Origin of the sequence: Salinicoccus halitifaciens (assembly GCF_021026095.1) — a bacterium.
In the GTDB taxonomy this organism is placed as follows: Bacteria; Bacillota; Bacilli; order Staphylococcales; family Salinicoccaceae; genus Lacicoccus; species Lacicoccus halitifaciens.
The window spans coordinates 28,307-52,045 of the sequence record NZ_JAJNCU010000002.1; the positions used below are offsets into that span (position 1 = coordinate 28,307).

Consider the following 23,739-nt stretch of genomic DNA (forward strand, 5'->3'; position numbering starts at 1 on the left):
GGTTATGAAATGGAACAGATCATACAGGACAATGTAGAAAAAAGTGAATTCCTCGTCAACAGGAAAGTGTTTACAGAAAGAGAGATACTCGCAAGGGAAAGAGCGGAAATCTTCAATAAGAGCTGGCTGTTCATCGGTCATGAAACAGAAATCCCGGAACTTGGAGATTATAAGCGTAAAAAAGTCGGGGGACGCAATTTATTATTCATCCGCAGCCACGACGGTGAAATCCGGGCACTCTTCAACACCTGTCCACACCGAGGGGCACTGGTAGCCAGGGAAAGCGAAGGGAATTCAAGGGTTTTCCGATGTTTCTATCATGCATGGAGCTTCAAAAATGATGGTGAGCTGGTGGGGATGCCCGGCCAGGATGGCTTCCCTGAAGGATTCAATGATGATGGCACAAAAAATATGAAAGCGGTTAAAAGAGTGGAGAACTACCGCGGCTTCGTTTTTGTGAACTATGATCAGGAAGCGGTTTCACTGGAAGAGTACTTGGGCAATGCGAAGGAATATATTGACCTGGTGGTCGACCAATCCGAATACGGTCTGGAAGCGCTGGGCGGCGTACAGGAATACAGTGTAAGGGCGAATTGGAAGCTGCTGGCTGAAAACAGTGTCGACTTATATCATGGGATGCCGACACATAAGACGTATTTTGATATCAAACAAGGTCAGGATCCCGACTTGAAGAAGGTGAAACTGGAAGGAGAAGGTGTCGAGCTGGATAACGGTCATGCTGTCATTGAATATGTGGCACCTTGGGGAAGACCTGTTGCACAATGGACGCCAATCTGGGATGAAGAGCTGAAAAGGGATATGGAAAAGATGAAAGAAGACCTTACTGAACGGTTCGGACCGGAACGTGCAGAACGCATCACCCACTATAACCGTAACATCCTCATCTTCCCGAACCTGGTGATCAACGACATCATGGCGGTGACTGCTAGGACGTTCTATCCGACTTCCCCGGGTTATATGGAAGTGCTGGGGTATTCATTGGCTCCCAAAGGAGAAAAGGGCTCCCACCGCATGGCGAGAAATGATAACTTCCTGGAATTTTTAGGGCCGGGCGGTTTTGCGACACCGGATGACAATGAAGCATTGGAACTATGCCAGGAAGCATACAACAACAATGAAGAGGTCGAATGGAACGATATTTCAAAAGGTATGGTAAGAGGCGCCGGGAATGCACTGGCAACGGATGAAATTCAAATGAGGAGTTTCTGGAGACAATATAATATGAAAATCCAGGATTCCCTTAAGAAGGAGGTCGCTCAAAGATGACTGTATCAACCGTAACCCGTCAGGAAATCGTTGATTTTCTTTATACGGAGGCAAAAATTTTAGATGAGTGGAGATTGAAGGAATGGGCTGCACTGTTCACTGATGATGGTATATATGAAATACCTCCCCTCGGTGTACCGGATGCTGATCCAAAGGAATATTTATTCTTTGCGCATGATACACGTTCACGTCTGCAGGAACGTGCAGAGAGGCTGTTGAAGAAAGAGGCACATGTTGAATATCCGCATTCTACTACGATCCATAATTATAATAATATTCTGGTCAGCGATCTGGAGTCGGATGTCATCACGGTGGAGTGCAATTTTACGATACACAGGACCAAGAGGGAAGTGCTGGACACTTTCATCGGAAAGCATTTTTATGAACTTGTTCTCAGGGACGGCACATTTGCGATTAAAAGTAAAAAAGTTGTCCTGCATCTTGATAGCTTGAGACCGCATGGAAAAATCAGTTTAATCTTATAGAATTCCGTACCATAAGACGAAAGGTGGTCGAAGAAATGATCGATGAAAAAGAAATATCAGATATCACTATTGTAGGCGGGGGTCCATCAGGTCTGTTCACGGCTTTTTATGCAGGCATGCGTCAGGCGAGCGTGAAAATCATCGAGAGCCTGCCGCAATTGGGCGGTCAGCTCTCAGCGCTGTATCCTGATAAGTATGTCTATGATGTCGCCGGGTTCCCGAAGATAAAGGGCGGCGAGCTGGTGGAGCGGCTGACGGAACAGATGAGTCAATTCGATAACGAAGTCTGCCTGAATGAAGAAGTGATCGAGGTGACGAAGGAAGAAGATCTTTTCACGATAAGAACAAGCAAACAGACCCATTACTCGAGAACCATCATCATTACTGCCGGCAACGGTGCATTTAAACCAAGAACCATGAACTTGGGAAATGAAAAGCAATTCGAAGACAGGAACCTTCATTATAGTATAGAGAACCTGAATGATTTCAAAGATAGGAAAGTAGCCGTTTTTGGAGGCGGAGATTCAGCTGTGGACTGGGCTTTGATGCTCGAGGATATCGCATCAAGCGTCTCCATCGTCCACCGCAGAGCGCGCTTCAGAGCCCATGACTATACCGTACAGCTGCTTAAGGATTCTACAGTCAATATACTGACACCATACACCCCGGTTCAAATAGAGGGGAAAGAAAAAATTGAAAGCATTACGCTCAAACACACAAAAGAAGAACAGCTTATCGATTTGCAGGCGGATGATTACATCGTCAATTACGGATTCATATCGAATTTGGGGCCGATCAATAACTGGGGGCTGGAGATCACAAACGGTGCAATCCAGGTGAATTCAAAAGCCGAAACGAATATCCAGGGCATCTATGCGATCGGAGACATATCGACCTATGCAGGAAAGGTCAAACTGATGGCCACAGGATTTGGAGAAGCACCCATTGCCGTAAGCAATGCAATCGTCTACCTGGATCCAAGCGCCTCACTGCATGGCGCCCACAGCACCTCCATCATGAGCAGGAAAGAGAATGAAAATAAAGCAAAAGTAGCTGTCAAATAAAGGTACACCCCGCTGCAAAGTATAAGGCAGCAATAAAACGAGGAGGTTATACAATGGCAAAGGTCAAGGAAGAGTTAATGAGTGAAGTATCTGCACAGGAGAGGTTGGATAGTTATCTGAGGACGGTCGCCCACCTCGGACATGTGGAAATCAGCGTTGATAAGTTTGAGGCATCATTGGAATTTTTTACAGAGATCATGGGACTCGTATTGACGAAGCAAGAGGATGACCGTGCTTATTTGAGGGCATGGCAGGATTTCGATGATTATACACTTGTACTTAAGTCATCGGAAGAATCCCAGGTGAACCGGGTCGGCTGGAGAGTGAGTACGGAGGAATCCCTGAAGCTGTTTGAAGATCAGCTGAAGGAGATGGATGTGGAGTATGAGTGGGTGGAAAGCGGCCGGAAGAGAGCCCTTGGCGAGGCACTCCATTTTAAATCCCCTACAGGTATACCGGTTGAATTGTATTGGGAAAAGGAGAAATTCAAAACTGATGATGAAAAGATCGCATCAAGACTACCGAGCCATCCAAGCAAGTACCAGATGAAGGGCGTCTCCCCGCGTCGTTTCGATCATGTCAACCTGATGGTTGATGATGTGGAGGAAGAGCAGAAATGGTGGACGGAACTCCTGGGCATCCATCATCGCTATTATGTTCAGAATAAGGAGGATGTCCGTCTCGGTTCCTGGCTCAGCAGAACCAACATCGCGCATGAAATCGCCTTTATGCGCAATTCAAACCAGAATGGTACTTCGTTCCATCACCTGGCATATTATCTGGATTCCCCGGATGAATTGATCCGGGCGGCAAACATCATGGCGGAAAATGGTATCAAAATCGAGTGGGGGCCTGGCAAACACGGCACGAGCGGTGCCCAGTTCATCTATGTTTTCGAGCCTTCCGGACACCGTGTGGAAATATGGACTGGCGGACTATTGATGTTTTCACCGGATTGGAAGCCGATTGAATGGAATTCCGAGCTGGGCGAGCTTGGACTCGAGATGTGGGGCAGCAAACCACCGGAGTCTTATTTCACATACGGCACCAAACTTGGAGAGTGATCAGGGAGAGGCCGATACATCGGCTGATCCCCCTAAAATAAAGAAAACGCTGGGAGAGTTCATTTGTGCAAAAAAATTTAAAGATAGATTTTCACACCCATATCATATCAGAAGAATTTTTGAACCTGGCAGAAAAATACGGCGACGACCGGTGGCCGGTCCTGGAAAAAACATGTGACTGCGGCGCCAATATCATGATCAAAGGCAGGAAATTCAGGGAAGTGACCAATCATGCCTGGGATGCAGAAGCAAGATTGAAGGATATGGACGCAGAGGGAATCGACATTCAGGTGTTATCACCAATCCCCGTGACATTCAGCTATTGGTCAGACCCTGAGGCGGGAATCGAGCTCGCCAGGTTCCAAAATGACTTCATCGCCTCGATTGTCAGGGAACATCCGAAAAGGTTCATCGGGCTCGGCACGGTGCCTTTACAGGATAGTGAGGCGGCCGTAAAGGAAATGGAAAGAGCAGTGAATGAACTGGGCTTGAAAGGACTTCAGATAGGAAGCAATGTGAACGGGAAGAATCTTGACGATGAAACCCTGGACCGATTTTTTGAAGCTGCGAATGAACAGAAGGTCCCATTGTTCGTCCACCCCTGGGAGACGCTCGGAAAAGAAAGGCTCCCCCGCCATAACTTCATGTACATGGTAGGCATGCCTTCAGAAACGGCACTCGCAGCAGGGAGCATCATAATGAGTGGGATGCTGGATAAATATCCCGATCTGAAAATATGTTTCGCCCACGGGGGAGGCTCCCTTCCATATCTGCTGCCGAGAATGGATAAGGGATGGGATGTATGGCCGCAGATCAGGAAGACGGAGAAGCCCCCGAGCCATTATGCGAAACTCCTTTATTATGATTCATTGGTGTATGACGAAAACAATCTGCAATTTATGATCGATCGATTTGGAGTTGAACAGATCATCGCCGGTTCAGATTATCCATTCCTTTTACGTGAAGCCCCATCCGGAAAAGTCGTGGATCAATTGTCCACATTGAGCGATGCAGAAAAGAGGCAGATCCACGGCTTTAATGCATTGGAGTTTTTAAACCTGGACATCGAACAATTTATAGATTCCATAAATGAGGGAGAGGTAAGCAGTATCGAAGAAGATTCATTAATAGGAGGAGGATAACCATGGCATTTGTTATAACTCAACCATGTATTGCGGAAAAATCAGGTGAATGTGTAAGTATCTGTCCTGTGGATTGCATAGAAGCGGGAGAAGACCAATTTTTCATCGATCCAAATTCGTGCATTGATTGCGGTGCATGTGTCGCTGCCTGTCCGGTGAACGCAATCGTCGACGAAAACAGCCTGGGCCCGGATCAGGAATTCTTCCTGGAAAAGGCCGAAAGCTTTTTCGACTAGGAAAGAGGACACACTGGATATACGAAGAAAGAATAGTATAGTGAAAAAGAGACTGGAAGTGATTCCAGTCTCTTTTAGTATGCCTGAATTTTAAAAATGGATGTGGCGTATGACCGAAACGATCACAGCCATCGTCTCCTCCAGCTGCTGCAGCTCATCGATGTAATCACCGAGGAGTACATTCAGCCCGACGACGAGACTGTTCATGATCATATGGACAAAAATCGGGACGAGGAGGCGGCCGGTCATCACATACAGGAAACTGAACGTGTAACTCATGGCCAGGTAAATCAGGATATGGGTGAAGTCGAGATGGGCGACTGCGAATATCAGCCCGCTGACGAGCCCCGCAATCAGGAAGGCAAGCACTTTATATCCCGTATTATGCATGGGGAAAAGTGTGTAGACCTCACCGAATATCGCACGCCTGAATACATATTCCTCTATGATCGGCCCGAGTATTGCGACGATCAGGATCATCAGGGGCATGGATTCGATCATGCTGATGATTTCATTCGTATTCTGGCTTTCAAGCGGATTGCCGAGGATATAGACGTTGATCATGCCGGCGATCACCTGGGAAGCATAGGCAAGGACCACACCGCCGATGATCCAGACGATGGTCACGGGGATATCCGTCTTTTTGCCCTGTTCAATGGCATTTTTATTATGGTGCATGCCGCCGATGATGATGACCAGTATCGTCCCGATCAGAAATGCCGCGAACTGGTACGGGATGACGGAAGTGACAAGTTCGTCGGGGGACAGTTCCGGACTGGTCAGCCCCATGATGATGCCGACGGGGAGGACGGCGAGCTGCACACCGATGAATATGATTAAGATTAAAGCACTGTTGATCTGACGTTTTCTGAACAAATTTTTCAAGTGATTCCCTCCAATGACAATAAAATAATTCTACATGAAAATTATCTCAACTTAAAGTGATATAAAATACTTGCATTTTTGACCTTCTTTGATTATCATATTAATTGTTAGCACTATCGGTAAGAGAGTGCTAAAATTATAAACGGAATGATGATATAAGGAGGACATTAAAGTGTTAAAACCTTTAGGAAATCGTGTAATCATTGATTTGACTCAAGAAGAGGAAACAACGAAAAGCGGTATCATCTTAACAGACTCGGCAAAAGAGAGACCCCAGGAAGGTACTGTGGTTGCTGTCGGGACAGGAAAAATCCTGGACAACGGTACACGTGTGGAAGTGGAAGTGAATGTCGGGGACAAAGTCGTCTATTCCAAATTCGCCGGTACTGAATTGAAACATGAAGATAAAGATTATTTAATTTTAACTGATAATGAAATTCTAGCAATCGTTGAGTAAAAGATAAAATATTATAACTCAAATCATTAGGAGGCAGAATAATGGCAAAGGAAATTAAATTTTCAGAAGATGCACGTCAGTCAATGCTGGACGGTGTGGATAAACTTGCAAATGCAGTGAAAGTGACTTTAGGGCCGAAAGGTCGTAACGTTGTTTTGGATAAACAGTTCACATCACCTTTGATCACAAATGACGGTGTGACGATCGCCAAAGAAATCGACCTTGAAGATCCTTATGAAAATATGGGTGCGAAGCTGGTTGCAGAAGTTGCCAACCAGACGAACGAGATCGCCGGTGACGGTACGACGACCGCAACGGTCCTTGCACAGGCCATGATCCAGGAAGGTCTGAAGAACGTGACGAGCGGTGCGAACCCTGTCGGGATCCGCGCAGGCATCAACAAAGCCGTTGAAGCTGCAGTGGAAGAGCTTAAAAACATCTCACGTCCTGTACAGGATAAAGAATCCATTGCACAGGTCGGTACAATTTCAGCAGATGATCCGGTTGTCGGGGAATATATCTCTGAAGCCATGGAAAAAGTGGGCAAAGACGGCGTCATCACAATCGAAGAATCACGCGGATTCAAAACTGAACTTGAAGTAGTTGAAGGTATGCAGTTTGACCGCGGCTACACATCACCTTACATGGTGACGGATTCAGAGAAGATGATTGCTGATCTTGAAAACCCTTATATTCTGATCACTGACAAGAAAATTTCAAATTTCCAGGACATACTGCCGCTGCTTGAGCAGGTTGTACAGCAGTCCCGTCCGATCCTGATCATCGCAGACGATGTGGAAGGCGATGCGATGGCGAATATCGTCCTCAACAAACTGCGCGGCACATTTACGGCAATCGCTGTAAAAGCACCTGGCTTCGGTGACCGCCGTAAGGCGATGCTTGAAGATATCGCGGTGTTGACAGGCGGACAGGTCGTCACTGAAGACCTCGGCCTCGAGCTGAAGGACACGACGATCGATATGCTCGGTAATGCTTCAAGAGTCACTGTCTCTAAAGATGACACGACAATCGTTGAAGGTTCAGGAGACACGAATAATATCGAAGCACGCATCGGTCAGATCAGATCACAAATCGAAGAGACGACTTCAAGCTTCGATAAAGAGAAGCTTCAGGAAAGACTTGCCAAACTTTCAGGCGGTGTTGCAGTGATCAAAGTGGGTGCTGCGACTGAAACCGAGATGAAAGAACGCAAACTCCGCATCGAAGACGCATTGAACTCGACACGTGCGGCAGTTGAAGAAGGCATCGTATCCGGCGGTGGTACAGCACTTGTCGCAGTACATGAAAAAGTGGCTGCACTCGAGGAATCCGGTGATGTACAGACTGGTGTCAACATCGTGCTTAAAGCTCTTGAGGCACCACTGCGTCAAATCGTCGAAAACGCAGGCCTTGAAGGTTCCGTCATCGTTGAAAAACTGAAATCCCAGGAAGAGGGCCACGGCTACAACGCTGCAACTGACGAATGGGTGAACATGGTTGAAGCAGGTATCGTAGACCCGACGAAAGTGACACGCTCAGCACTTCAGAATGCAGGCTCCGTTGCTGCAATGTTCCTGACGACTGAAGCAGTCGTTGCAGACATCAAGGATGATGATGCAGGCGGCGGCGACATGGGCGGCATGGGCGGCGGCATGCCAGGCATGATGTAAGCTCAATTGAATAATGATGATTCAAAGGATCCGGCATCGCCGGATCCTTTTTTTGCATGGCTTTGAGACATGGCAGGAAGGAGATATAAAAGTCAAAAAATATACAATAATGAAATAAGAGGTTGACGTTTTACCGGCATTCTGTTAATGTGTGAATAATTGAATAAACCGATAATTTTTAACAATAAAACAATTGATTAAAAGACTCTTATCACGAGTTGGCTGAGGGAATTGGCCCTATGACGCCCGGCAACCGCCCCATTTTGGGGAATGGTGCTACTTCCAACAGGCAGTAATGCCTGGAAGATAAGAGGGAGAAACCTTGATATTTCATGATTTCAGCCCTCTTTCTACAGGAAAGAGGGCTTTTCTATAAAGAAAAATCAGAGCATGTGAAAGGATGAGGATATATGGATCAGGTGATTTTGGAAGGGGTGCGCACCCCGTTTGGAAAGTGGAAAGGTATGCTGTCGGGATTGGATGCGAAGGAGATCGGGGCACTGGCTGTGAATGAGCTGATGCAGAGAGTGCCTGAAGCAAAAGAAGCCGACGGTGTCTTACTGGGCCAGGTGCTTCAAGCCGGGCAGGGACAGAACCCGGCAAAGAGAGTGGCCTCGGATGCCGGCATATCCCTGTCCGTTCCTGCAATCACCTTGAACAGTGTGTGCCTGGCCGGTCTCGCTTCCGTTTCAGATGCCGCCCGCCGGATTCATTTCGGGGAAGGTGAGTTATATATTACAGGGGGATTTGATTCAATGACACGGGCCCCGTATACGGCTGACGTCCGTCAGGAACAGTCGATGGGTTCTCTGCAGCTGACGGATACATTGAGCAGCGACGGTCTGTGGTGTACGTTGTCGGATGAATCGATGGGTGTCCTGACCGATTCAAAGAATAAGGAATTCAATATTACCCGGGAGGACCAGGACCGGTATGCACAGCTGTCACAGGAGCGGGCGGCTGAAGCATTGCAGGAAGGCCGGCTTCAGGACGAGATTGTGCCGATCACTTTGAAAGGGCAGACTTTAAACATAGATGAAGGCATCAGGGCCAATTCATCCCTTGAAAAACTGGCGACTTTAAAACCGGCATTTGTTGAAGGCGGCACAATTACAGCGGGAAATGCGTCTCAAATGACTGACGGGGCGAGTGCAGGGATCATCTCATCCGAAAAGAAAGCGGAAGCGCTTGGCCGGGAACCGCTGGCGCGTATTCTGGGCTGGTCTGAAGTTTCAGGACCTGATACGAGCCTGCATACAAAACCTGCACAGGCAATCAGAGCGGTTTTGGAGAAGACGAACCTGACATTGCACGATATTGATTTATTTGAAATCAATGAAGCTTTTGCGAGTGTAGTCATTGCGAGCTGCCGGGCATTGGATATCGATTACGAAAGAGTGAATGTGAACGGCGGAGCGATCGCGATCGGTCATCCACTCGGCGGGACCGGCTTCAGGCTTGCCCTGACGCTTGCCCATGAATTGCGGCGCCGCGGCGGCGGAAAGGGAATCGCTTCGCTTTGCGGCGGCGGCGGGCAGGGCATGGCTCTGTTGATAGAAGTTCCAAAAAGCTGGTAATGCCCTGTCTTTAATGGCATGGGCATGGCCATCGGATAAATTCAATCGAGCTGGAGGGGAAATGATCATGCTGATAACTTATTTTATACTGCTTGCCTTATTCTGGGTGGCAGGTTTACTGATATGGAAAAAGAATTACGTAAAAACAGGAGAAGGTGATGAATGATGCTTGATGTAACGGGAGGTTTATTTTGGACGATTATCATTATGCTGGTGGGTTACTTTGGTCTGGTGGTCTGGATCGGCCAGAGAGGGAAGCGCCACAGCAGTTCGATGGCCGGTTTCGCGACGGCCCGGGGAAAAGTGAACCCTGTGATCGTCGGTGCAAGCTTTGCCGCTTCCTACGCAAGCGCGAACTTGTTCATCGGCGTGCCGGGTCTTGCCTATCAATACGGTACATCGGTACTCTGGTATACACTGGGCTGCTTTGGTGTGTCATGGCTTGGACTGCTTTTATTCGCGAAGACTTTCTGGAGGTACAGCAAAAAGTTCGGCGGTGTCTCCACCTTGCCTGAATGGCTTGGAAGGAGATATAACAGCAAGGCGCTGCAGGTGCTCGTCGCTGTTTTAATCCTGTTCAACGTATACTATATCGTCGGTCAGAATGTGGGCCTTGCGACCATCTTCGAATCCGTCCTCGGTATTCCATACTTCTGGGGGATCATCATCGGCGTGGTCATCACAATACTTTACATAGGGCTCGGCGGAGCCTTCGCACAGCTTGTTACGGACGGTGTGCAGGGGATTTTGATGTCGGTCACTTCCATCCTCATCCTCCTGTCACTGTTTTGGACGATTGGCGGGGGCTTGAATGTATTCGGGGAGCTGTCACGAAAACTCGGGGAAATCGACCCCAATCTGACGAGCGCACTCTCCACAGGCGGACCTTATGACAGCCCGATGGCAATCATGGCCGTCCAGTTCCTTTTATTCAGCTTTGTTTTGATGCCGCATCTGCTGAATAAAGTGCTGTCGCTTGAAAGTGAGGAGCAGCTCGCACCATTCACATTGTCAGCCGGGGTGATTCTATTCCTCATCTCAACATTGATGGTGCTCGGCGGTCTGGCGGCCCGGGTGGTCGCGCCGTCTTTGGCGAGTGCAGACTCTGCGATTCCGGTATATGTGCTTGAATCGTTCCCGACGATCATCGCGGCAATCATCGTCGTGGGACTCATCTCGGCAATCCTCTCGAGTACGGACAGCCTCTACCTTGGCTTGACGACCAGCATTGGAAACGACTTCTACAAAGTGCTGGCCCCGATACTGTCGAAGAAACCGATAGCCGAGGATGTTTTGGATAGAAACGCTGTGAGAGTCGCAAAAATCTCTCTTGTACTTGCGGGTCTGGCAACATTGTATTTTTCTCTGAACAGGCCTGAATCACTGTCTTTCTTAATACAATTCAGCTTTGCCGCAATCATCTGCGGAATCATTGCACCTGTTACATTAGGGTACTTCTGGAAAAAATCGAACGGCCCCGGTGCCATAGCTGCCCTGATCACCGGCACTGTACTGTACGTATTCTTTACGAATCAGGATATTATCGGGAATCTCTATCTGGCGATGTTCTTCGCTTCCGCTGCCGCGTTTGCAGTGATGGTGGTGACTTCCCTGGCGACCCAAAGAACAACGGCCGTCCAGCAGGAATCGCTGACCATTTCCGATAAGTAAAAAGGAACTTTGATTCAACAGGTGTGATTTAAGTAATGAGGAGGAAGAAGCAATGATGGAACAACAGTCGAAAGTGATGGATGATCATATATTATGGCGGCCTTCCGAACAACAGGTGGCTGAATCGAACATAAAAAAATTCTCGCAGCAGACCGGGATCCCGTTTGAACCCTACGAGCATATGCACAGATGGTCGGTGGCAGAACCGGGTGCATTTTGGTCGGCGGTGTGGGAGTTCTCAGGAATCATCGGAGAGAAAGGTGAGACCGTTTATCTTCCACCGGAAGATGGAGGCATGCTGGGTGCAAAGTGGTTTCCCGAAGCGGAAATCAATTTAGCCGAAAATCTTCTGCGGGGCGACGGTTCACGTGAAGCGGTCTATGAGGCAGATGAGCGTGGGGTGCAGCGGAAGGTTGATATGGGTGAATTGCGCATCATGGTGGCAAAGGCCCAGGAAGGCTTGAGGCAGCTCGGCGTCCGGGCAGGCGACCGGGTTGCAGGCATTGTAAAAAATGATCTGCAGTCGCTGGTTGCACTGCTTGCCACATCTTCACTCGGGGCCGTGTGGAGTTCATGCTCACCGGATTTCGGCGCCAAAGGGGTGCTCGACCGGATCGGCCAGGTCCAGCCCAAAATACTCATTGCTTCCCCGGAATATCATTATAATGGAAAGTTTTTTGACATCCGTGACAATATATCGGCAGTCAGTGCGGAGCTGGAAAGTTTGTCTGCGGTGGTGTGTCTGTCGGATACACCGGGACTGGTGCTGGAGACTGAGGCGGAACTGCTGACATGGAACGAACTGTTGGAAAATGACGCGGAAACGCCGGCATTTACACGCGTCCCATTCGATCATCCTCTTTATATTTTATATACATCCGGGACGACCGGGCTGCCAAAAAGCATCGTCCATTCTGTCGGAGGAGTGCTGCTCCAGCATGTGAAGGAGCATCAGCTTCATTGCGATGTAAAGGAGGGGGATGTCCTCTCATGGTATACGAGCACATCCTGGATGATGTATCCGTGGCTCGTATCCGGCCTTGCCAGCGGGGCGTCCATCTTGCTCTATGACGGCTCACCGGTCCGGAAGGATAACCTTGGTATCCTTTGGGAAGTTGCAGAAGAAGTCGGCGTCACCCATTTCGGTACAAGCCCCAAATATCTTGCGACACTGGAGAAGTGTGGATATGACGTGGGAGGAAATCATGATCTGCAGGCCTTGAAGTCACTGATGACAACGGGGGCACCGCTCATCGCCGAACAGTATACATGGATTTATGAAACGGTGAAGGAAGATCTTTTCCTGGCATCCATTTCCGGAGGAACGGAAATCATCGGCTGCTTTTTCATGGGCACACCCGCACATCCCGTCAGGCGCGGGGAAATCACATGCAAGGCACTGGGCATGGCGGTGGATATTTTGGATCACCGGGGTGCTTCGGTGGTTGGCAGAAAAGGCGAACTGGTCTGTACAGAGCCCTTTCCGAGCATGCCGCTCACATTCTGGGGTGAAGAGGGAGATGAACGTTATTTCAACGCATATTTCAAGGCACATGAAGGCATCTGGACACACGGCGATCTGGTAGAAGAGACGCCGGCTGGCACATTCATCATCCATGGCCGTACGGATACGGTGCTCAACCCGGGCGGTGTCCGGATCGGGACGGCGGAAATTTACCGTGTAGTGGAACAGATTCCTGAAATCACAGATTCACTGGTGTTTGGTTTTCCTATGGACAACGATGAAGAGATTGCTTTGTGCATTGTGACCGAGGAGGGCGGTGCGGAGGCGAAACTCGCCGAGGAAATCCGCCAGGATGTGAGAAGGAAGGCCTCTCCGCGCCATGTGCCGCGGCGTATTTATACAGTGAAGGAAGTACCGTATACAAACAATGGTAAAAAGGTTGAAGGTGCCGTCCGTTCGATTGTCCGGGGACAGGATGTTAAGAATAAAGAGTCTTTGAAAAACCCGGAGTGCCTTGAGGAGTATATCTCACTGGCTGAAAGTGATTATCTATAAATCCGGAAAGGCAAGAACGCAGTGCCGGTCACTGTACCGCACCTAAAAGGATTTTTCGAATGGCTGCTCCCTCAGGGGAGCGGTTTTTTTGCCGACAAATGGCCGTCATAACAATATTGTGAAATTTTCACAAGAGAAGTTGATAATACTTCGGCTTATTGTTATAGTTAAAAACGTGTCGTAATAGAATTGTGAATCAGCTCGCGTATAATAAGGTCAAAAATAGAAATTATTATAACAGGGAGTAGATTTTTATCAATTCAACTGATCATATAGAAGAGGCGGGACAGGGTGATGATTACTCACTCGAAAGGGTCCCCAGAAGTAAGAGGAACATGGGTTGGCTGAGTATCACGAACATAACATTCGGAATTGCCACGGCAATTTTCTACTTCCAGCTTGGAAGTGTCATGGCATTGCAGTTTGGCGCGATCAATGCGCTCATTTCATCTGCCTATGCCATTGTTGTAGCAGGGATTCTTAGTACTTTTATATCTTACTTATCTGCTAAAAGCGGTTTGAATGTCAATCTGCTTTCAAGAGGTGGCGGATTCGGTTATATCGGTGCGTCACTCACCTCTCTCATTTATGCATCAAACTTTATTATGTACTGTGCTTTTGAAGGGCTGATATTGGTCTATGCCCTTCATGCATTTTTCCCTCATATCCCGATATGGGTGTATATTTTAATTTTTGGAACAGTGGTGATACCGCTGAACTGGTTCGGCATCAAACAGCTGGACAAGCTTCAGAAATGGTCGCTTCCACTGTTCTTCGTCTTCCTGGGTGCGGCGATCATCATGGCATTCATCGTGACGCCGGCCTACACTGGAAATGTCTTCACTTATATGCCTGAAGGTGTACAGGTGGGCGGCACGGCCTTATTGATGTGCATGGCGATGCACCACGGCATCATGGGACTGACTGCTCTGATACCCTCGGACTATGCGCGGTTCCTGAAGCCGAAAGATATCAAGGCAACGCTTGCGATCGGCTTCATCCCGCAGATTTTCTGTTACGGATTCATGGGGATCCTCGGCATCTGGTTCGGCGTATTGCTTGCAGAACCGAACCCGGGCGTCTACATCGTTTACCTGCTGGGTGCCGGCGGTGCGTTATTCACACTGATCACCCAGCTCCGGATCAACGTGACGAATATTTACAGCAGCTCGCTGTCGCTCTCGAACTTCTTTGAGAACGCTGTGAAATTCTCACCGGGACGCCGTTTCTGGGTCGTCGTGAGCGGCGTCGCTGCAATCATATTGATGCTTGGCGGCATCGTGGATCACCTCGATGCAGCACTGACATTCCAGGGCGTCGTCCTGCTGTCATGGGCATCAATCCTTGTGACGGATGCAGTATTCGTTAAAAAGCTGTTGAAGATCGGCCCCGGCTATTATGAGGCCAGACAGTCCAACCTGTTTAAGTGGAATCCGGTGGGCGTCACGGCACTGATTGTTTCCAGCGTGCTTGGAACAGTGGCAGCCTTCGGATTCATGGGACCTTTCCTTGAGAGCACCGCAGCATTCTTTGCGGCCCTGCTTGCGGCAATCCTTACAATCGTCATCGCACTGGTGACTAAAGGTGCCTACTATATCAGGCAGGAAGCCCACGATATACCTGCGGAGGACCATATTGCATAAAATAATATAGTTTCTTTTATCCATCCTTCCAAACCCGGAAGGATTTAATCTGATATCGATATGAAGATGACCATTATATGCTTCTGCTTTCTTATTACGATACTTGATCTATTTATTCATATCCATGATTTGAAATCAGAGTCTGTAATCAATTATTCATAAAGATAAAAGAAACCGGCCCGTATGCAAAGCATACATATTACAGGGCCGATGTAAGGACCGGACATTCATCTGAATGTCCGGTTTTTTTATTTTTCAACATCAGAAACTGGTACCTAAGAAAAAATCATTCTGGTACTTTATAATTTTTTGAAAATTGTGCATAGTCTAAGAGGAATCATACAAACATATGTATACATCCAATCAAGCGATGTTACAGTCAAGTTTTGAAAGCGTTTTATTTAATTGTGGTTGATGATGAGGGGATTTTTCAACAGGAAGGGGACATGGGAGTGGAAATCAAGCATAAGTACACATTCAAAAATTTATCGAAGCAGGAAGTCTGGGATACCATCCAGGATCCTGAAGCGCTTCAGGCTGCACTGCCTAATTGCGAAGTCTTTGAAGAAGTGGGGGATGAAAAATATAAAACCGTCATGAAAGTCAACATGGGCGCCATCAAAGGTGAGTTCACAGCAGATGTCCAGCAGATTGACAAATCTGAGCCGGATTCTTACAGGCTTCTTGTGAAGGCCAGAGGGAAACCTGGAGAAATCGAAGCTAATGCGAAGATGGTTCTGGAGGAAATAGCAGAAGGTACGGAATTGTCATGTGAAGCGGATGTTTCCACGACCGGACTGATGGCGACCGTTGGACAACGTATGGTTGGCGGCGTGGCAAAAGTGGTGCTCGGGCAATTCTTCAAGGACATCGAAAAGCAGGCCAAGCAGGCAGCGGGTCAATAATGCGTTAATGCTCAGTTCATAAAATTTTAGGGGTGTTTCTATGAATAATGAATTAGTTAATGTGTCGATTACGCTTAATGGAGAAAAAGTGAGTGCAGAAGTGGAACCCAGGATGTTGCTCATTCATTTCATCCGGGACATCATGAACGCCACCGGTTCCCACATCGGCTGTGATACAAGTCAATGCGGCAATTGTACTATACTGGTCGACGGCCGGTCGACGAAATCCTGCACAGTTCTTGCAGTCCATGCTGATGAGACGGAGGTCATTACAGTGGAGGGGATCGGCACGACGGAAAACCTTCATCCGATACAGAAGGCATTCTGGGAGGAGCATGGTCTTCAATGCGGCTATTGTACACCGGGAGCCATGATGGCGAGTATCGATTTCCTCTCACAGAATCCTGATCCGACAGATGATGAAATCAGGGAAGGCCTCGACGGGATCATATGTCGATGCACCGGCTACGAGTTCATCGTCAATGCCGTCAGAAGTGCTGCGAAAATGATGAATGATGACAGCGCCGTCAAAGGGGAGGTTTGATTTATGGAAAAGATGGTCGGTCAAAGAATTAAAAGGAAAGAAGATCCCAAATTGATCACCGGCAATGGAATGTATTTGGATGATATGAAAATACCAGGACTGCTGCATGCAAGCATCGTGCGCAGCCCACATCCGCATGCCAATATAGTCAGCATCGATAAAGAGAAAGCGCTGAAGCATCCGGGCGTCGTTGCAGTATACACAGGGAAAGATCTTGAAGGGAAGATAAACCCTGTCCCGACCTCATGGAAGGTGCCAGGAATGGACCTCATCGAGACGAAACAGTATCCGCTGGCAATTAATACTGCCCGGTATGTGGGGGATGGGGTAGCGATGGTCGTCGCCGACAGCAAATATACAGCCAGGGACGCCGCGGAGCTGATTGAGGTGGATTATGAAGTGCTGCCCTCCATTGCCAATCAGAAAGAGGCGCGTAAAGACGGGGCACCGCAAATTTATGATGAAGTGCCGGGTAATGTGGCATTCAAATATGTGGCCGGTGAAGTCACTGATGAGGATTTGGAGAATGCCGAAGTGGTTATGAAAGGTTCTTACAACACTCAACGGGTCGCGCCAAGTCCGATGGAAACGAGAAATTCTCTCGCACAGTATAATCCGGGAAGCGGGGATCTGAAGCTGTATGTCGGTTCGCAGAACCCGCATATCCACAGAATGGTGTTGTCCGAAGTCCTTAATTTTCCGGAGCATAAGCTGCATGTAAAAGTTGCAGACATGGGTGGCGGATTCGGCGGTAAAATCGGCGTATATCCTGATGAAGCGCTCGTTTCCTACGCATCAATGGATCTGAAGCGTCCCGTAAAGTGGGTGGAAACAAGAAATGAACATTTCCAATCCGCAAACGCCGGTCGTGATATGATGGTTGATTTGGAACTGGCGGGCACGAAAGATGGAAAAATCACAGCTTTACGTGCAGTAAACCATGCAAATATAGGTGCATATCTTGCGACTTTCGGTCCGGGCAACCCGACGATTGATTTTGGCCTGATGCTCTCAGGCGCCTACAAAATCGAGAAAGCTCAATGTACTACGTACGGCATGTATACGAATACGATGTCTGTCGACTCCTACAGAGGGGCAGGAAAACCGGAAGTGACATTCATGCTGGAGCGGGCAGTCGATGATTTTGCGAGGAAGATCAATATGGATCCCATCGAAGTCAGACGCATCAATTTCGCCTCAAAGGAAGAATTTCCGTTCACCAATGCACAGGGTCTGATTTATGATAGCGGGGATTATGTGAAAGCATTGGATCGGGCCGTTGAAAAGTCGGATTACCATGCATTGAGGCAGAAACAGGAGGAGCTGCGGGAAGAAGGCAGATATATAGGCATCGGCATCTCTTCATATGTGGAATTATCCGGATTTGGGCCTTCGGCAGTGGCCGGAGCAATAGGTTTCCAGGGAGGCATATGGGAAAATTCAACGGTGCGTGTCCACCCGGGAGGCACAGTGACAGTTTATACAGGTACGTCCCCTCACGGACAGGGACATGATACGACGTTCAGTCAAATTGTGAAAGATAAACTCGGTATTCCTTATGAAGATATCAACTTCGTTTTTAATGATACACGCGCAGTTTCCATGGGCTGGGGCACCTATGGCTCGAGATCCCTTGCGGTAGGTGGCAATGCGGTAGGGCTCGCCACCGATAAAGTCGTGGAGAAGGGCCGCCGGATTGCAGCACACCTGCTTGAGGCGGAAGTGGAAGATATCGAATTCGAAGAAGGCGTCTATTCAGTCAGGGACGATAACAGCAGAAGGAAGACATTCCAGGAGATTGCGAAAGCGGCAAACTTTGCCTGGAGTCTGCCGGAAGGCATGGAACCAGGGCTCGAAGAGCAGACTTTCTTTGATCCATCAAATTTCACTTACCCGTTCGGTACGCATATCGCCGTCGTGGAAGTGGATATTGAAACAGGTGAAATTGAAATACTGCGATACATCGCTGTGGATGATTCGGGTAAGATCGTCAATCCAACAGTGGCGGAGGGCCAAATACTCGGAGGCATCGCCCAAGGGGTCGGTCAGGCTCTCTGGGAAGGGGTCCAATACGATGAAAAAGGACAGTTGCAATCGGGTTCATTTATGGATTATGCAATGCCTAAGGCGAATTTTTTTCCTAAAATCGAAATGGAATTCACAGAAACGCTCTCTCCTGTTAACCAGTTGGGATCGAAAGGGGTTGCGGAATCAGGGACGACAGGCTCGATTGCAGCCGCTGCGAACGCTGTGATGGATGCATTGGCACCGCTTGGCGTTAAACACATTGAACTACCTTTGAAGCCTGAGAAAGTATGGCGGGCAATTCAGAAAGGGGGAGCGGAATCATGATTCCTTCTCAGTTTAAATATCTCAGGGCACAGTCGGTCGAAGAAGCGATAACAATGTTGCAGGAAACGCACGGTGAAGGGAAGATACTGGCAGGTGGACACAGTCTGGTACCATTGCTTAAGTTCCGGATCACCACACCAGGTACACTCGTCGACATTACACGCATCCCGGGGCTTAAAGATGTGCGCATCGATGGTGATCGTTTGCTTGTCGGGGCCTTGAAAACCCACTATGAGATATCAAAAGATGAAACGATTATTGATAATATTCCGGCATTGGCAAAAACAGCAAGTGAGACGGGAGACCTCCAGGTCCGTAATTATGGGACGATTGGTGGAAACATTGTCCATGGTGACCCGGTCGCCGATTATCCGGCAATCGCACTGGCCCTGGATGCAGAATTGAAAGTGGAAGGCGAAGACGGGACAGAGATGCTGCCGGTGGATGGTTTCGCGTTGGGACCGCTTATTACGATGATGCCGGAAAACGCCATTGTAACCGAAGTGAGCTTTGAGATTCCACCGGCCCACGCTGAGCAGACATATTTGAAGTATACCCATCCGGCGACAGGCTACCCCCTCGTCGGCGTGGCGGCAATCGCAGGGACAGGCGATGACGGGACGATCGATTACATCAGGGTCGGTGTGACGGGAGTGAGTGATGTATCATACCGCGCCCGGCCAGTCGAGGAATTCCTGATGGGCAGGGAACCGAGTGAAGAACTCATCAAGGAAGCGGCGGAACTCGCCGTGGAAGATGCAGAGATGGGATCGGATCTGTTTGCTTCTCCTGAATACCGGGAGCACATCACCAAAATATACGTAAAACGTGCATTATATGAAGTGTTGAAATGATGATGGAGAGTCTGTGAGGGGTTCAACAGGAAGCTCCTCATAGCTGTTGATCCATGACCTCAATACGAAAGATACAGGGGTGACTTTATTTGAAGGAGAACTTGAAGGTATACGAGGCAATCACTGAAGCGAAACAATCCGGGAGGAGGGCGGCAGTGGCCACCGTCATCAAAGTGATTGGTTCAAGTTACCGCCGGGAAGGTGCAAAAATGTTCATAGATGAAAAAGAAGAGCGCGTCGGCCTGATTTCCGGTGGCTGTCTGGAAGCAGATGTAGCAGAAGAAGCTAAAGCGGTTATCAGCTCCGGAAAACCATTCACTAAATTCTATGATTTGGATGAAGATTTTGTATGGGGGCTCGGACTTGGATGCCCGGGTAAAGTGATGGTTTACATCGAGAGGGTAAGTTAAATTCATGAAGATGGGAGGAGAAAGGATGCATAAGGATAAAGCATACGACTCCTGGCTGGAAGCAGTTAGAAATAATAGATCTTGTGGATTGGCAACGGTACTCCACGGGGAAGATGCTGAAAGTTTTGAACCAGCCCGTGTGTTTCTTGATGAGGATGGCGGATTGGTGAGCACAATCGATGATCAGACACTGGCAGGTGCGGTTCACACAAGGCTTAAGGAGAAACTTGTTGAAGACAATGCTAAAGGTGAGATTGTGAAAATTGCTTTAGAAGACGGCGGAGTGGTGAGTATATTTGTGGATATTCATCATCCACCTGTGCAGGTGATGATTTTCGGAGCGGGACATGACGCGGTGCCTGTCGCAAAATATAGTATTTCGCTCGGTTTCGATACAACGGTGGTGGATGCACGGGAAACCTTCAATAATGAAAAGAGGTTCCCCAGTTCAGAGCGCATCATCGCTCAACCGAAGTTTTATGGAGAACATATCAATATTACCAAGAATACATTCGTAGTCATCATGAATCACCATATGGAGAAAGACAAGGAGAGCCTGGTCTTCGCATTACAATCGGAAGCCCCTTACGTGGGTGTTCTGGGGCCGCGGTCAAGGCGGGAAAAGATGATGGACCAGCTTCATGAAGAAGGGGTGTCTTTTTCGGAATTCGAACTGTCCAGGATGCATAATCCAATTGGTCTGGATATCGGTGCAGAGTCATCGGAAGAAATCGCAATCAGCATATTATCTGAAATCATCGCACTGTCCAAAGGCCACCGTGGTGGATTCCTGCATGATAAAAACAGCATTCACAAATATCCGACCCGCTATGAAATGCCAGCCGGAAGCGTCAATGGATGAAAAAAAGGTTTGCGCCGTAGTGCTCGCAGCAGGGACTTCAAGCAGGATGGGGTCCTTGAAGCAGCTGCTGCCTCTTGATGGCCAGCAACAACTCGGATCTGTGATAAAGAAAGTGCTCCACAATGGTTTTACGGATGTCTATACCGTCCTTGGCCACAAGGCGGAGCAGATAAAGGCGGTACTCGATATTCCGGACGAAAATCATCATTGGCTGATCAATGAAAATTACCGAGATGGCCAGAGCACTTCCGTCAAAACAGCACTGCAACATATCATGGAGGAATACAATCATGTCATGATATTCCTTGGAGACATGCCATTCATCAAAGATGAGACGGTTGAAACGGTGAAAAATTCAGGGCGGGCGCACTGCATCGGAACCGATCCGTTCATCGTTCGCCCTGTATATCGAGGTATGGCAGGACATCCGGTATTCATCGGGAATATCAATCAGGATATTGTGGCACAGCTGGACGGGGATTCGGGTTTCAAATCGGTGAAAAAAGTGTTTGCCTTCAGCGAACTGATTGAAACAGACGATGCCGGGGTGAATTTTGATGTCGACACTGAAGAAGATTACCAAGTTGCGTTGAAGAGGGCAGGAGAACATCCGATATTAAAAAAGTTAAAGTGATGATGATGAAATTATCGGAATAAATATAATATTAGGTTATATTAGTGTTATGGAATTAATTTTTATAGAACTGATTTGTAAACGCTTTAATTGGAGTAATTTTTAAAGGAGAGGTGGGGCAACATGACCCGTTACGAGTATGGTGGGGATGAGTTCATTTTCGTCGAACTGTCAGAGGAAATGACATTACAGTCAAATTTCAAAGCCAAGGCAATCACGGAAGAATTAAGGGGGCGTGAGCTGCCGGGAATTGTAGATATCTGTCCGGGCAACGCTTCATATATGATCCGGTTTGTACCGGAGGAAATCCATCCGGATGAACTCATCAAAATATTAAAGAAAATGGAAGAGGAAGTGTCATGGAAAGAGATGACGATTCAATCAAGAATTGTCGATGTTCCGATATTCTTTGACGATCCATGGACTCATGAAGTTCTGATGAGGTTCAGGGGTAATCATCAGGACCCTGAAAGTACGGATTTGGACTATGCGGCGAGGATCAACGGTTATGATTCTAAAGAAGAATTAATCAAAGCGATCACGGATGCGCCTTATCTTGTATCCATGATCGGATTCGTACCTGGTCTGCCGTGGTGCTATCAAATGGTACCACAGGACAGACAGATTGAAGTGCCGAAATATGTCCGGCCGCGTACCTTCACCCCCGAGCGTGCTTTCGGTTTCGGCGGCGCTTTCGCCGTAATCTATCCGGTCGAAGGGGCGGGAGGATATCAGCTGTTCGGCACTGCTGCTGCACCAATTTTTGAAAATGAACAGAAGAATAAAGATTTTAAAGATGATATCACATTCCCAAGGCAGGGCGATATCTTCAGATACAGGAGCATCGGCCGGGAAGAGTATGATGAAATCAGGGAAAAGGTCGAAGCGGGTCAATTTGAATACTTGATAAAGGATTTTTCATATAAACCTCAGGATGTTCTGGAAGATCCGGACGCTTTTTCAGAAGATGTGATTAGGAGGTTGTACAAATGATCAAAGTGATTCAACCGGGACTGCAGACAACCGTTCAGGATTTGGGGAGAATCGGCCATTACGAAGTGGGGATGCCGCCTTCCGGCGCGATGGACACTTACGCACTTAAAGTATCCAATCTGCTAGTTGGCAATGATGAAGACGCAGCAGGACTTGAAATAACATATATGGGACCTAAATTGCAATTTGAAGAAGATGCTGTCATCGCCATCACCGGCGGTGAAATCCCGCCTAAGATTAATGACGAAGCAGTCGGTATGTGGGAGACGATTGCGGTTAAAGCAGGGGATATTTTATCTTTTGATTTCGTCAAAAGCGGTGCGCGTGCTTATTTCGCCGTGCAAGGCGGCATTGATGTACCTGAAATCATGGGGTCCCGTTCAACTTATACATTGATAGGTATCGGTGGTTTCGAAGGCCGGGCGCTGAAGGAAGGCGACGAGTTGAAAATTGCCGAGGATAAAAATGTAAACGTGCAGGTAGGAAGGAAAATCGATGAAGCACTGATTCCAAAATATTCGAAGGCCCATGATATACGAGTGGTGATGGGACTGTGCAGCTACCGTCTTACAGAAGAAAGCAAAGAGAAGTTCCTCAGCACTGAGTGGCAGGTCACCCCGGAAGCCAACCGTGTCGGGTACCGTTTCAAAGGAGCAAAAATGGATTTTGTCGAAAGGGAGCAACCTTTCGGTGCGGGGAGTGATCCTTCAAACGTGACGGATCAGGGCTATCCGATCGGATCGATACAAATTCCAGGTGGAATTGAGCCGATAGCGCTCCTGAATGATGCTGTTACAGGCGGTGGCTATGTCACTGTCGCAACCATCATCAGCACCGACCTCGACAGAATGGCTCAGGTCAAGTCCGGTGAAAAGGTGAAGTTTGTCGCCGTTGACATCGAGGAGTCATTGAATGCCAGAAAAGAGATGAAGGATAAACTTGAGCAGATCAGAAAACAATTATCATAGTAAACAGGGAGGAAAA

General features: G+C 48.1%; 22 protein-coding genes and 1 riboswitch. Of the genes, 21 read left to right on the top strand and 1 reads right to left on the bottom strand.

What is annotated here, in order from left to right; genetic code table 11:
• Positions 1–9: 9 nt before the first annotated feature.
• The 6 genes from LPW40_RS04835 (at position 10) to LPW40_RS04860 (ending at position 5,278) form a co-directional block, all read left to right on the top strand.
• The gene (locus LPW40_RS04835) at positions 10–1,287 is read left to right on the top strand and encodes an aromatic ring-hydroxylating oxygenase subunit alpha (protein WP_230821102.1); all 1,278 of its coding nucleotides are present in this window, start codon (positions 10–12) and stop codon (positions 1,285–1,287) included.
• Positions 1,284–1,772: an aromatic-ring-hydroxylating dioxygenase subunit beta gene (locus LPW40_RS04840; protein WP_230821103.1), complete on the top strand. Its 489-nt coding sequence runs from the start codon at positions 1,284–1,286 to the stop codon at positions 1,770–1,772. Before LPW40_RS04835 ends, LPW40_RS04840 begins: the two co-directional genes overlap by 4 nt.
• Positions 1,773–1,807: 35 nt before the next feature.
• Positions 1,808–2,836, top strand: coding sequence for an NAD(P)/FAD-dependent oxidoreductase (locus LPW40_RS04845; protein ID WP_230821104.1), 1,029 nt, complete (start codon positions 1,808–1,810; stop codon positions 2,834–2,836).
• A 53-nt stretch (positions 2,837–2,889) separates the two neighbouring features.
• Positions 2,890–3,900 (top strand): VOC family protein, encoded by a 1,011-nt coding sequence (locus LPW40_RS04850; RefSeq protein WP_230821105.1) that lies wholly within the window; start codon positions 2,890–2,892, stop codon positions 3,898–3,900.
• Positions 3,901–3,965: 65 nt separating this feature from the next.
• Complete coding sequence (locus tag LPW40_RS04855; RefSeq protein WP_230821106.1) at positions 3,966–5,042, top strand: amidohydrolase family protein; 1,077 nt, start codon at positions 3,966–3,968, stop codon at positions 5,040–5,042.
• Between the two features lie 2 nt (positions 5,043–5,044).
• On the top strand, positions 5,045–5,278 hold the full coding sequence (locus tag LPW40_RS04860) for a DUF362 domain-containing protein (RefSeq protein ID WP_230821107.1): 234 nt from the start codon (positions 5,045–5,047) through the stop codon (positions 5,276–5,278).
• Between the two features lie 90 nt (positions 5,279–5,368).
• On the opposite strand, the gene LPW40_RS04865 is transcribed toward LPW40_RS04860, so the two are convergent.
• Positions 5,369–6,163, bottom strand: coding sequence for a CPBP family intramembrane glutamic endopeptidase (locus LPW40_RS04865; RefSeq protein ID WP_230821108.1), 795 nt, complete (start codon positions 6,161–6,163; stop codon positions 5,369–5,371).
• A gap of 172 nt (positions 6,164–6,335) precedes the next feature.
• On the opposite strand from LPW40_RS04865, the gene groES reads away from it, so the two are divergent.
• From groES to LPW40_RS04940, 15 genes are all read left to right on the top strand, one after another.
• Positions 6,336–6,620 carry a co-chaperone GroES gene (gene groES / locus LPW40_RS04870; RefSeq protein WP_230821109.1) on the top strand — a complete coding sequence of 95 codons (285 nt, stop codon included), beginning with the start codon at positions 6,336–6,338 and terminating at the stop codon, positions 6,618–6,620.
• 41 nt (positions 6,621–6,661) lie between these two features.
• Positions 6,662–8,290 (top strand): chaperonin GroEL, encoded by a 1,629-nt coding sequence (groL, locus tag LPW40_RS04875; protein WP_230821110.1) that lies wholly within the window; start codon positions 6,662–6,664, stop codon positions 8,288–8,290.
• Positions 8,291–8,495: 205 nt separating this feature from the next.
• Positions 8,496–8,603: riboswitch (SAM riboswitch) on the top strand.
• Positions 8,604–8,700: 97 nt separating this feature from the next.
• Positions 8,701–9,867 carry a thiolase family protein gene (locus tag LPW40_RS04880; protein WP_230821111.1) on the top strand — a complete coding sequence of 389 codons (1,167 nt, stop codon included), beginning with the start codon at positions 8,701–8,703 and terminating at the stop codon, positions 9,865–9,867.
• A gap of 165 nt (positions 9,868–10,032) precedes the next feature.
• A complete protein-coding gene (locus tag LPW40_RS04885) occupies positions 10,033–11,538 on the top strand; it encodes a sodium:solute symporter family protein (RefSeq protein WP_230821112.1) in 1,506 nt (501 codons plus the stop codon).
• A gap of 52 nt (positions 11,539–11,590) precedes the next feature.
• Positions 11,591–13,558: an acetoacetate--CoA ligase gene (locus tag LPW40_RS04890; RefSeq protein ID WP_230821113.1), complete on the top strand. Its 1,968-nt coding sequence runs from the start codon at positions 11,591–11,593 to the stop codon at positions 13,556–13,558.
• A 254-nt stretch (positions 13,559–13,812) separates the two neighbouring features.
• The gene (locus LPW40_RS04895; protein ID WP_413775992.1) at positions 13,813–15,201 is read left to right on the top strand and encodes a purine-cytosine permease family protein; all 1,389 of its coding nucleotides are present in this window, start codon (positions 13,813–13,815) and stop codon (positions 15,199–15,201) included.
• Between the two features lie 452 nt (positions 15,202–15,653).
• Positions 15,654–16,106 (top strand): CoxG family protein, encoded by a 453-nt coding sequence (locus tag LPW40_RS04900; RefSeq protein ID WP_230821114.1) that lies wholly within the window; start codon positions 15,654–15,656, stop codon positions 16,104–16,106.
• A gap of 40 nt (positions 16,107–16,146) precedes the next feature.
• Positions 16,147–16,650, top strand: a complete 504-nt coding sequence (locus LPW40_RS04905) for a (2Fe-2S)-binding protein (RefSeq protein ID WP_230821115.1) — start codon at positions 16,147–16,149, stop codon at positions 16,648–16,650.
• Between the two features lie 3 nt (positions 16,651–16,653).
• Positions 16,654–19,002 (top strand): xanthine dehydrogenase family protein molybdopterin-binding subunit, encoded by a 2,349-nt coding sequence (locus LPW40_RS04910; protein ID WP_230821116.1) that lies wholly within the window; start codon positions 16,654–16,656, stop codon positions 19,000–19,002.
• Positions 18,999–19,856: an FAD binding domain-containing protein gene (locus tag LPW40_RS04915; protein WP_230821117.1), complete on the top strand. Its 858-nt coding sequence runs from the start codon at positions 18,999–19,001 to the stop codon at positions 19,854–19,856. Before LPW40_RS04910 ends, LPW40_RS04915 begins: the two co-directional genes overlap by 4 nt.
• 89 nt (positions 19,857–19,945) lie before the next feature.
• Positions 19,946–20,266 carry an XdhC family protein gene (locus LPW40_RS04920; RefSeq protein WP_230821118.1) on the top strand — a complete coding sequence of 107 codons (321 nt, stop codon included), beginning with the start codon at positions 19,946–19,948 and terminating at the stop codon, positions 20,264–20,266.
• Positions 20,267–20,291: 25 nt separating this feature from the next.
• Positions 20,292–21,128, top strand: coding sequence for an XdhC family protein (locus LPW40_RS04925; RefSeq protein ID WP_230821119.1), 837 nt, complete (start codon positions 20,292–20,294; stop codon positions 21,126–21,128).
• Positions 21,121–21,762 (top strand): nucleotidyltransferase family protein, encoded by a 642-nt coding sequence (locus tag LPW40_RS04930; RefSeq protein WP_230821120.1) that lies wholly within the window; start codon positions 21,121–21,123, stop codon positions 21,760–21,762. The genes LPW40_RS04925 and LPW40_RS04930 overlap by 8 nt, the downstream gene beginning before the upstream one ends.
• Before the next feature lie 123 nt (positions 21,763–21,885).
• Positions 21,886–22,755 (top strand): 5-oxoprolinase subunit B family protein, encoded by an 870-nt coding sequence (locus LPW40_RS04935; RefSeq protein ID WP_230821121.1) that lies wholly within the window; start codon positions 21,886–21,888, stop codon positions 22,753–22,755.
• The gene (locus tag LPW40_RS04940) at positions 22,752–23,723 is read left to right on the top strand and encodes a 5-oxoprolinase subunit C family protein (RefSeq protein WP_230821122.1); all 972 of its coding nucleotides are present in this window, start codon (positions 22,752–22,754) and stop codon (positions 23,721–23,723) included. Before LPW40_RS04935 ends, LPW40_RS04940 begins: the two co-directional genes overlap by 4 nt.
• Positions 23,724–23,739: the final 16 nt, after the last annotated feature.

Bases quoted from the DNA above. Each gene is read 5' to 3' on its own strand.
- LPW40_RS04840 (WP_230821103.1), top strand. From the start codon at position 1,284: ATGACTGTATCAACCGTAACCCGTCAGGAAATCGTTGATTTTCTTTAT.
- LPW40_RS04860 (WP_230821107.1), top strand. From the start codon at position 5,045: ATGGCATTTGTTATAACTCAACCATGTATTGCGGAAAAATCAGGTGAA.
- LPW40_RS04935 (WP_230821121.1), top strand. From the start codon at position 21,886: ATGACCCGTTACGAGTATGGTGGGGATGAGTTCATTTTCGTCGAACTG.
- LPW40_RS04885 (WP_230821112.1), top strand. From the start codon at position 10,033: ATGCTTGATGTAACGGGAGGTTTATTTTGGACGATTATCATTATGCTG.
- LPW40_RS04940 (WP_230821122.1), top strand. From the start codon at position 22,752: ATGATCAAAGTGATTCAACCGGGACTGCAGACAACCGTTCAGGATTTG.
- LPW40_RS04890 (WP_230821113.1), top strand. From the start codon at position 11,591: ATGATGGAACAACAGTCGAAAGTGATGGATGATCATATATTATGGCGG.
- LPW40_RS04835 (WP_230821102.1), top strand. From the start codon at position 10: ATGGAACAGATCATACAGGACAATGTAGAAAAAAGTGAATTCCTCGTC.
- LPW40_RS04930 (WP_230821120.1), top strand. From the start codon at position 21,121: ATGGATGAAAAAAAGGTTTGCGCCGTAGTGCTCGCAGCAGGGACTTCA.
- LPW40_RS04910 (WP_230821116.1), top strand. From the start codon at position 16,654: ATGGAAAAGATGGTCGGTCAAAGAATTAAAAGGAAAGAAGATCCCAAA.
- LPW40_RS04905 (WP_230821115.1), top strand. From the start codon at position 16,147: ATGAATAATGAATTAGTTAATGTGTCGATTACGCTTAATGGAGAAAAA.
- LPW40_RS04880 (WP_230821111.1), top strand. From the start codon at position 8,701: ATGGATCAGGTGATTTTGGAAGGGGTGCGCACCCCGTTTGGAAAGTGG.
- LPW40_RS04850 (WP_230821105.1), top strand. From the start codon at position 2,890: ATGGCAAAGGTCAAGGAAGAGTTAATGAGTGAAGTATCTGCACAGGAG.
- groL (WP_230821110.1), top strand. From the start codon at position 6,662: ATGGCAAAGGAAATTAAATTTTCAGAAGATGCACGTCAGTCAATGCTG.
- LPW40_RS04925 (WP_230821119.1), top strand. From the start codon at position 20,292: ATGCATAAGGATAAAGCATACGACTCCTGGCTGGAAGCAGTTAGAAAT.
- LPW40_RS04845 (WP_230821104.1), top strand. From the start codon at position 1,808: ATGATCGATGAAAAAGAAATATCAGATATCACTATTGTAGGCGGGGGT.
- LPW40_RS04915 (WP_230821117.1), top strand. From the start codon at position 18,999: ATGATTCCTTCTCAGTTTAAATATCTCAGGGCACAGTCGGTCGAAGAA.